The following is an 8,892-nucleotide window of genomic DNA, read 5'->3' on the forward strand; positions in this document are numbered from 1 at the left end:
CTCCTTTTAGCAGCCTAGCGCGAGCTTCCGTTAGCTTTCTGAGCATCTGCCATATAACTACTCTTTCTAAAAAAGAGCATCGCCAGCAGCGTCACAATATAAGGAAGCATCTGTGTGAAATGAGTCGGAAGCGAGAAGCCCTGCAGCCTGATGCTGAATGCATCCATCAGTCCGAATAGGAGGCTCGACGCCATGACGCCAAGCGGATTGGCTTGTCCTAACATCATTGCGACCAGTGCGATAAAGCCTCTGCCCGCCGTCATGCCTTCGGTAAACATCGTGACTTGACCGAGGGAAAGCTGAGCGCCTGCCAACCCGCAAAGCACGCCGCAAATTAACACGGCCAGATACTGCATTCTGCCCACTTTAATGCCAATGCTTTTCGCTGCAACTGGATTCTCACCCACAGCCAACAAGCGGAAACCAAGGACTGATTTAAACAAAAAGTACTGCAGGCCAAGCACCAGGGCAAAGGCCAAGTAAATAAGCGGGGAATGGCCCGAAATAATACCGCCAATTACAGGAATATCTTGCACAAAAGGAATGTTCCACTTCGGCAGCCCCACCATATTTTTATCATAGAAGGCGCCTTTCACATGGAAAATGGCTTTTAGGCAGAACGCTGTTAAGCCAAGCGCCAGAAAATTAAATGAAATACCGACAACGATCACGTTCGCTTGCAAATGGATGCTGATATACGCAAATGCAAGAGAAAATAACATCGTCACCGCAATTGCAATCAAGACAGCTACATACACATTGCCGGAATAATGATTGCCTACAATCGCAGAAAACGCGCCTACAAGCACGAATCCTTCCAAACCAACATTGAACAACCCCACTCTTGAGCATATCGCACCGCCGAGCGCAGCGAGGAGAATCGGAGCAACCATCCGAATCATGGAATTAAATAAAGAAACATCAAGAAGATGCTGCATCGCTTCCCCCTCCTTTCCTGCGTTTCCATAGGGTATAACTGAACTTGGCTGTGACGAACAAGATCAAGAGAGACTGAATGACACTTGATATTTCGAGGGGGATGCTCGTGTTTCGTTCAACACCCATACCGCCAGTCTGCAGTGCAGCCAAAAGGACTGCGGCTACAGTTGTACCGAGCGGATGAGCGCCAGAAAGCAGCGTAGCCATAATGCCGGACCAAGCGAAACCCGGATTCGTTATCATGCCGTCCGTATAGCGGTACTGCATGCCAAGCACTTCGACTGCGCCTGCCAGACCAGCAAAGCCACCACTTGCGAACATGCTCGCGAGCATTAATTTACCGCGATTAACGCCTCCATAAGCGGCAAACAACGGATTGTAGCCAAGCATGCGGATTTCGTATCCGGCAGCACTGTATTTAATAAACAAAAATAAGAGAACTGCCAAAACAATGGCTATGATGAAGCCCGCATGCATGCTCATCCCTTGGAAAAGCTTGGGCAGCCATATGCTTTTATCAACCATCATCGTTTGTGCTAGAGCAGCTGATCCCGTTTTATCCTTGAGGGGATAGGCAACCAAATAGCCCGCAAACAAAGCTGCAATATAATTAAGCAAGAGTGTGGTGACAATCAAATTCATTTTAAATCGCGCATCAAGCCAACCCGCAAAGGCTGACCATATACCGCCAACTGCAATGCCGCCTAGCAGTGCCGCGAATAATTTAAATAGTGCAGGTCCAGGAAAATAGAGCGCAATCATCGCGCTGGTTAAAGCACCAAGGATCATTTGACCTTCAGAACCCATGTTGAAAAATCCGGCGCGGAAGGCTATTGAAACGCCTAATCCAACTAATATAAGAGGTGTCGCTCGCGTCAAAGTATTTGTAAAAAAGTAAAAATTGCCGAAAGCGCCTTTCCACATTTGTGCGTATGTGTCGGAAATGGAACCGCCAATCAAAACGATGGCAATGGCTCCGCCAAGTAAACCGATACATACCGCAATAAGCGGTTGAAGCAGAGCACCAATGTTTCCTTTCCAATTAAGCATGGGAATCACCTCCTGCCATCAACAGACTGATTTGCTCCTCAGTCGCATGCTGCGCTGACAGCTCTCCCGCAATTCGCCCTTCATACATCACGATAATGCGATCAGAAAGCTTAAGAATCTCCGTCAATTCCGAAGATACCAATAGAATCGCTCCCTGCTCATCACGTTTTTTCAACAGTTCATCGTGGATCACTTCCATCGCTCCAACATCAACGCCACGCGTAGGTTCAGCAGCGATAAGGAACGGTTGTTTTTGGGCAATTTCTCTGGCTACAATCAGTTTTTGAAGATTGCCTCCAGATAGAAATTTGACTTTCGTATCCTGGGAACCCGTTTTAATCTGGAATTGCTGGATGAATCCGTCAACCATATTTCGCAGCGACTTGCCTTGCAAAAATCCGTTACGCCGATGCGTTCTGTGATGTCCCATTGTACCGTTTTCAAGTACGCTGCCTTCCTTGGCAGCCCCCCATTGGTAACGATCCTCAGGAATATGCGAAAGCCCGCTTTCTCTGATCTCACGAACCAAACAACCTGTAATCTCCTTGCCCATCAAGCGAATGTGACCTTGATCAATCGGTTGGAGCCCTGTAATGCTTTGAATCAGCTCAGACTGTCCGTTACCGGAAATACCAGCGATGCCTAAGATCTCACCAGCCTTCACCTCAAGACTGACACGATCCAATACGGGCTTTCCTTTCTTGCCTTGTATAGTAATCTCCTTCACTTCGAGAACCGTTTCACCAAATCTTGCGGCACTTTTTCTCGTTTGCGCCAGTTCTCTTCCTACCATTAATCTAGAAAGTTCTTCTGCGTTAGTTGCCGAAGTATCTACAGTCCCTCTGATTTTACCGTCTCGAAGCACCGTAACTCGGTCAGCAACTTCCATGACCTCATGTAATTTGTGCGTGATGACAATGAAGCTTTTACCCTGGCTAGCTAAGCTCTTCATAATGACAAGCAGTTCCTTGGCTTCCAGCGGTGTCAAAACACCAGTTGGCTCGTCCAAAATAATGATATCCGCACCTTGATAGAGCACCTTCAAAATCTCAACACGCTGTTGTAAACCTAGCGGAAGGGCTGCGACTTTCCTTAATGGATCAATGGGTAGCCGGTACATGTCACACAATGCCTTCACTTGCAGGGCAGCTTTCTTCCTGTCGAACTTCACGCCGACTTGCGGTTCATTGCCGATGACGATATTTTCAGCCACCGTAAAAGAAGGAAACAGCATGAAATGCTGATGCACCATACCGATGCCCTGCTGAATCGCATTCGTAGGATTCACGAACTGGACTTTTCTTCCACGTAAAAGAATCGTGCCCGACGTTGGCTGTTCCATTCCGTAAAGGATGCGCATCAGGGTTGTTTTACCTGCCCCATTCTCGCCGACTAACGCATGGATTTCACCTTCGCGCAGCGAAAAATCTACATTGGAGTTAGCTGTTAAGCTACCATAGGTTTTGGTAATTTGGTTCATTTGAAGCAGCATAACGGGTTTCGCACTCCTTTCCTAGAAATGCGGAAACTGCCTACGTCGCCGTAAACAGTTTCCGAGGTTATATGATGTTTGTAAGAACGTACTACTATTTCAAAGGATTCGGAACCGTAACTTTGCCAGCTACGATATCGTCTTTGATGGCTTTAACTTTAGTCACAACGTCTTGTCCAATAAATGGACTTAGTTTGGATTTGCTTTCTTTTGTTACGAAAGTAAGACCAACGCCGTCTTCTTTCAAGCCGTAATCCACAGCGCCAAATTTAAAGGTTCCATTTACGAAATCTTTCACAGTTTGGTAAGCAACGCTGTCTGTACCTTTCAATTGGGAGAGAACGATGTGCTCAGGATCCGTCACTGTACGGTCGATATCTTGACCGGATGTGTAGAACCCTTTTTCCTTAGCCGCTTCGAACACGCCCAAATCGCCTACAGCTGATGCTGCTGCGATGAAGTCTGCTCCTTGAGAGAATTGCGTCAATGCCAGCTCTTTTGCTTTTGCTGGATCCGTAAAGCTTCCTACATAGTTGACGATGAATTTCGCATTCGGATTAGTCGATTTCAAACCTTCTTGGAAACCAACTGTGTATTTTTTGATCAAAGGAATATCAACTGCTGCCACCATACCGACAACATTTTTCTTAGTTGCAAGACCCGCAGCCGCTCCAAGCAAGTATGCAGCCTCGTGCTCACGGAATACTACGCTTCTTACGTTCGGCAAGTCAACAACGGTATCAATAATAGCAAAAGATTTCTTCGGATTTTCAGCAGCTACCTTTTTCAAAGCATCCTCGGATTCAAAGGAGCTGGTGATAATAAGATCATAATTATCTGCAACAGCAGCACGCAGGTTTTGTTCAATCGCGCTGGCATCTGTAGATTCTACTGTTTTCACATCAACGCCAAATTCTTTACCTGCTTTTTTAACACCCTCATCTTCTTGAGCAAAGAAAGGATTCACACCAATTTTTTCTGGTGTTATTAGAATGATTTTTTTGGATGATTTCGTTTCAGGCGCTTTTGTTGCTTCTGCAGCTTTCGTAGCTGCTGGAGCTGCTGTATCATTTTTAGCGGTGCCGCAGCCAGTCAGCATTAATGTAACGGCGAAAATGGAAAATAACGTTTTTTTCATGTGTGGCTCTCCCCTTTTGATCTGTTTTTATCAAAGATTTTCTTATCCTATTCGACAAAGTGCGACTTTTCAACTAAGACTGATAGTAGTGGATTCCATAAGTCATGTCAAGAATAAAAACGACAGCCATTATTTATTGACACCTATATGCCTAACTGATATATTTCAATAAACCATACTATTCCTATGTGAATTAAAAAACCGGAGGTGTTTTATTCTTATGAAACAATTGAAATACCGCAAGTCTATGCAAATAGCTGTTTTAACAGCCATCCTCTTCTCCTCTGTGAGCACATTAAGCAATGCCGCTGAAGCGAGTGATTCCGCAGTCTCTTACAAACAGTTTTTGAAAAACCAGTATACCATCAGCTTGTCAGACTCCCTATCAAAGGGTGATTTCGTCATCGCAGTTGATCGCATCTTGAAAGCTGAAGCGAAAGATCAGACCAATGTATTCACAGACTTGCAAAAGGATAGCCCTTATTACAAAGCAGCGCTTGCTTTGCACGAGAAAGGCATTCTATCGGAAGGCAAGCTGCAGGGTGATCAACCACTTACTCAGCTGCAAGCAACTTTCATAGCGTTAAAAGCCGCTGGCTTGAAAGAACTAGCTTATACCTATCCCAAGGATAAAATCAAAGCCGCTCTGGCTAAAGTACATATTGACTACGATCAAAACAATCAACTAACGCTGCAAGCCGCCCAAGAGCTGGCCGCCGCTATTGATACTGGCCTTGTCTCCTCCGATTTCGAAGCGAATGCTGCGGCTGGCGAAAGCTTTGCGAACGAATTGCTGGGTAAGATTCTTACTTTCCAAGGACAATACAAGCACTATATTGGAACGACTTCCGATGATGATATTTTCCGCAAAATTAACGATACCTGGCGTACGGAGGATCTTATCTCATCAACTGATTTGCGTGCTGTCTTCGATGAAGCCTTGAAAAAGAATCTAGTTACAGGCTACAACTTGAAAGATTCTCGTTTCGATGCGAACTTTGATCCAAAGCTTTCTCTCACCTATGGACACTCTGACATTACGCATGCGATTCAGTTAATCGGACTGCTGCGCAGCGAGAACATTCAAGCGAAAGTACAGCTGGAGCCCAAAACGTCTGCCTTCATCTATTTGAAAGAATGGGGCGAGCCGACACAATCCGACGATTATCAAGTCGTTCAAATCGAGAATGGTAATTTCATAGCCTACGCCAAGGAATACGACATTGAGTTCGAATTCGATAACGCCGAGCAAAAGAACAAGTTCCAGCAGGTCATTTTCCAATATGCTAAAAAAAACAGTAAAGACGAGACAGGACTTATTTATTCTTCCTGGTGGCAGCCACTCTACTATTCATTAACTGATGTGAAAGACTATAAAGTGATTGCTAATAATAAAGTCAGTAAGGGCCATTATTATGCACAGTCCTTCTCCCTCAGCGATAAATCTGACGACGTCGTTACTGGCCTAAAGAAAATTAATGCCAGCTTGAACGTCGACTCCTACAAGTTCTGGGTGGACGAACCCTTCTACAATTATTTGTTAGGCGATTTTAAATAATTAAAGAAAAACCGTCAGGAGAGATCATCCTGACGGTCCTTTTTAGGTTTAACGCCTTACTTATGGTAAGGTTCACCGCGCTTCCCTCTAGTTTAGACTTCTGCCGGGCAAACTTAAACTTCTCTTCTAATTCCTGTGGGGTCTTCATTTCGATCAGAGGGTTGAAATTTAAAGCAACTTAATCAGCTCTTCTAGCTCATCAACCAATACTTTTGCAAGTTCAAAATTAGTATCTTTTAAAGCCAATTCTATTTTCATTTCAACTGATTTTTTATTTTGTTCATTTTCTAGATAGTCTCTATTAAAATGACTCGCATAAATCATCTGTCTAAATTTACGCATACTCATTTTTCTAATCGTCTTATCGTCAATGATTAAAACATAATCCATACCATTTACAACAGAATAGAAATCATGAGAAATCATGAGAATCGCACCTTTATAGTCTTCAATGGCTTTCTCCAGTGCTATTTGTGTATAGGTGTCTAAATGGCTTGTCGGTTCATCAAGAAGCAATACGTTTGCTTTACTGGCAGAAACTTTAGCCAATTGAAGCATGTTTTTTTCTCCACCAGATAAAGATTCTATCTTTTGATTAACGATTTCTCCTTCAAAGCCATAGTTTGAAATATATGATCTAACCTCATCATACGTTTTAAACCCAGCATCGATGAATTCTTCTAGTATTGTATTAGAATCCTTTAGCACTTCGCCTTGATTCTGAGATAAATAAGCCACTTTAACATCAGCATTTATTTCAATTGAAGCATGATTATTTGTAAAAATATCTCGGAGTAAAGTCGTTTTCCCGGTACCGTTTGGACCAATAATGGCTACTTTATCCGTAGATTTTATCTCAAAGTTAACATTGTCTAAAAGCAACTCATCGAAGGTAACACTATAATTATTAACATTTACAACAATGGTGTCTTCAATCTCATTTTCAATACCAAAACTAATTTTAGGTTGCTTAATATCAACAAATGGCGCTTTAATTCTACGCGCTTCCAATCTTTCTTGAAACCTAACTCTAGCTTTTAATGCTCTCCCTCTAGATGCTTCTGAATTATACGTTGCGATAGCTCTAAGATTATCAATAATGTTATCGTATCTCTCAATTTCTTCTTGTTCAGCGACTGCGATTTCTTGCAACTCAATTTTTGTCTGAAGTAATGAGAAATTATACTCAATATACCGCCCATCAAACTCTTGGATCTCCATGTTTTCAAGGTGTATAATTTTGTTGAAACAATGATTCAATAGATATCGGTTGTGCGTTACGACTAGCAGCATTCCTTTGTGAGAATTAATAAGATTTTTAAGCGCATTTAGGTTTTCAAAGTCTAGAAATACATCTGGTTCGTCCATAATCATTAAGTCTGGACTACTAAGCATTTCCTTCATCACTTGAATAAGTTTGAATTCCCCACCACTCAGGTCGGATACCCTAAGATCTTTTAGCTTCATGAGGTTTGCTAGATTTAGTTTCTTATTAATGTTGCTTTCAAAATCAGCCCCACCGATTGTATCAAATGTGTCTAATGCTAATTGATACTTTTCTAATAACGCATCCATATCCGATGATGTTTCCATTTCCGTACAAATACCTGTTATTTCATTTTGTATCTTAATAAATTCTTCCCCTATATATTCAAAAACTGTTGTTTCTTTCGTTTTGTCGAATTGTGGGAATTGACTTACATGCCGAATATTGCAAGTCGGGTCTATTTCTAACTTGCCCTCGAACAAATATCTTTCTGGATCCATCAGTATATCGATCAATGTACTTTTCCCACTGCCACTTGTTCCTATAAAAGCGCAATGTTGTGCCTCTTCAAGCGTAAATGAAATATTGTTATATAGTTCTTTTTGCGGAAATGAGAAGGATAAGTTATCAACTTTTATCATAGTGTTACCTTTCTTTATAACTAAAATGGTGACTATTGTTAGATGCATTGCAAAATATAGATTTTGAGTTTACCGTTGTTAGAGTAACACTGTTTACAACCAACTTCAATGGGGTCAAATTTCCATGCTACTTCTCAACTATCCTCATAGAAGCGCCGGAATGAACTCGACTTTGATCTCTGCCGGTTGTAAATGTACCTTATTCATCTTATCTGGCTCCTTGATCAATTAATGATAAGGCGAGAATACCTCCTGACGAATAGCCAACGGAATAGGTCGGGGAGCTCCTAGCTGTTCCATTTCATTCCATTCGCACATAGAAGTCACCGGCGTTTTTTGCATACTTGACTCGAGTTGTACAATAAAAACTTGCCGTTACTTATGGTACGGCTCCCCGCGATTTACCCGCATCACGCGATAAAACTGCCGCACCAGCACCAACCGCATCAGTTGGTGCGGCAGCTCGCTCGATAGCTCCAGCAAGCCGCAGATCACGAAGGCCAGCTGATTGCTCTCCTTCATACGCACCTGCTGCTCCTCAGCAGGGCTCATGCTCTCCGGTGCCTTATCGTCCGGCACCTCTATCATCTTCACCTTGGCATACGGCCCAATGCGCTTCACATTCTCCGCGATCCAGTCCACGAGGTAGCGCTCCTTCAATTTCCCTACGGTTAATATCTTATATACACATAACCGACAATCTCCCCTCATTTGCTCCATTGGATAAAATACAATCAAATCAGACTCATTCACCTTATTTGCCTGCTTTCATTGGAGTTAATCCAACAAAACGCTCCAAAACCAGCT

General features: G+C 43.0%; 8 protein-coding genes. 1 reads left to right on the forward strand and 7 read right to left on the reverse strand.

Annotation, left to right across the window (positions count from 1 at the left end; genetic code table 11):
* Nucleotides 1-14: 14 nt before the first annotated feature.
* The 4 genes from GC102_RS07690 to GC102_RS07705 all read right to left on the reverse strand — a co-directional run bounded on the left by GC102_RS07690 (nucleotide 15) and on the right by GC102_RS07705 (nucleotide 4,619).
* Nucleotides 15-938: an ABC transporter permease gene (locus GC102_RS07690; RefSeq protein ID WP_171688957.1), complete on the reverse strand. Its 924-nt coding sequence runs from the start codon at nucleotides 936-938 to the stop codon at nucleotides 15-17.
* Nucleotides 922-1,989, reverse strand: a complete 1,068-nt coding sequence (locus tag GC102_RS07695) for an ABC transporter permease (protein WP_171688958.1) — start codon at nucleotides 1,987-1,989, stop codon at nucleotides 922-924. The genes GC102_RS07690 and GC102_RS07695 overlap by 17 nt, the downstream gene beginning before the upstream one ends.
* A complete protein-coding gene (locus GC102_RS07700) occupies nucleotides 1,982-3,481 on the reverse strand; it encodes an ABC transporter ATP-binding protein (RefSeq protein ID WP_171688959.1) in 1,500 nt (499 codons plus the stop codon). Before GC102_RS07700 ends, GC102_RS07695 begins: the two co-directional genes overlap by 8 nt.
* Nucleotides 3,482-3,575: 94 nt before the next feature.
* On the reverse strand, nucleotides 3,576-4,619 hold the full coding sequence (locus GC102_RS07705) for a BMP family lipoprotein (protein ID WP_171688960.1): 1,044 nt from the start codon (nucleotides 4,617-4,619) through the stop codon (nucleotides 3,576-3,578).
* A 220-nt stretch (nucleotides 4,620-4,839) separates the two neighbouring features.
* Between GC102_RS07705 and GC102_RS07710 the strand changes: the two genes are divergently transcribed.
* Nucleotides 4,840-6,177: an S-layer homology domain-containing protein gene (locus GC102_RS07710; RefSeq protein WP_171688961.1), complete on the forward strand. Its 1,338-nt coding sequence runs from the start codon at nucleotides 4,840-4,842 to the stop codon at nucleotides 6,175-6,177.
* On the opposite strand, the gene GC102_RS40930 is transcribed toward GC102_RS07710, so the two are convergent.
* The 3 genes from GC102_RS40930 to GC102_RS07720 all read right to left on the reverse strand — a co-directional run bounded on the left by GC102_RS40930 (nucleotide 6,170) and on the right by GC102_RS07720 (nucleotide 8,796).
* A complete protein-coding gene (locus GC102_RS40930) occupies nucleotides 6,170-6,325 on the reverse strand; it encodes a DUF8821 family protein (RefSeq protein ID WP_512698987.1) in 156 nt (51 codons plus the stop codon). The genes GC102_RS07710 and GC102_RS40930 overlap by 8 nt on opposite strands.
* Nucleotides 6,326-6,345: 20 nt before the next feature.
* Nucleotides 6,346-8,085 carry an ABC-F family ATP-binding cassette domain-containing protein gene (locus GC102_RS07715; protein WP_171688962.1) on the reverse strand — a complete coding sequence of 580 codons (1,740 nt, stop codon included), beginning with the start codon at nucleotides 8,083-8,085 and terminating at the stop codon, nucleotides 6,346-6,348.
* Between the two features lie 375 nt (nucleotides 8,086-8,460).
* Nucleotides 8,461-8,796 carry a 23S rRNA (pseudouridine(1915)-N(3))-methyltransferase RlmH gene (locus GC102_RS07720; RefSeq protein ID WP_171688968.1) on the reverse strand — a complete coding sequence of 112 codons (336 nt, stop codon included), beginning with the start codon at nucleotides 8,794-8,796 and terminating at the stop codon, nucleotides 8,461-8,463.
* Between the last annotated feature and the right edge of the window lie 96 nt (nucleotides 8,797-8,892).

The sequence above is a fragment of the Paenibacillus germinis genome (assembly GCF_013141785.1).
Lineage (GTDB): Bacteria > Bacillota > Bacilli > Paenibacillales > NBRC-103111 > Paenibacillus_E > Paenibacillus_E phytorum.

Excerpts from the sequence above, each read along its gene's own strand:
- GC102_RS07690 (WP_171688957.1), bottom strand. The coding sequence starts at position 938 with ATGCAGCATCTTCTTGATGTTTCTTTATTTAATTCCATGATTCGGATG.
- GC102_RS07695 (WP_171688958.1), bottom strand. The coding sequence starts at position 1,989 with ATGCTTAATTGGAAAGGAAACATTGGTGCTCTGCTTCAACCGCTTATT.
- GC102_RS07700 (WP_171688959.1), bottom strand. The coding sequence starts at position 3,481 with ATGCTGCTTCAAATGAACCAAATTACCAAAACCTATGGTAGCTTAACA.
- GC102_RS07705 (WP_171688960.1), bottom strand. The coding sequence starts at position 4,619 with ATGAAAAAAACGTTATTTTCCATTTTCGCCGTTACATTAATGCTGACT.
- GC102_RS07710 (WP_171688961.1), top strand. The coding sequence starts at position 4,840 with ATGAAACAATTGAAATACCGCAAGTCTATGCAAATAGCTGTTTTAACA.
- GC102_RS40930 (WP_512698987.1), bottom strand. The coding sequence starts at position 6,325 with ATGAAGACCCCACAGGAATTAGAAGAGAAGTTTAAGTTTGCCCGGCAG.
- GC102_RS07715 (WP_171688962.1), bottom strand. The coding sequence starts at position 8,085 with ATGATAAAAGTTGATAACTTATCCTTCTCATTTCCGCAAAAAGAACTA.
- GC102_RS07720 (WP_171688968.1), bottom strand. The coding sequence starts at position 8,796 with ATGAGGGGAGATTGTCGGTTATGTGTATATAAGATATTAACCGTAGGG.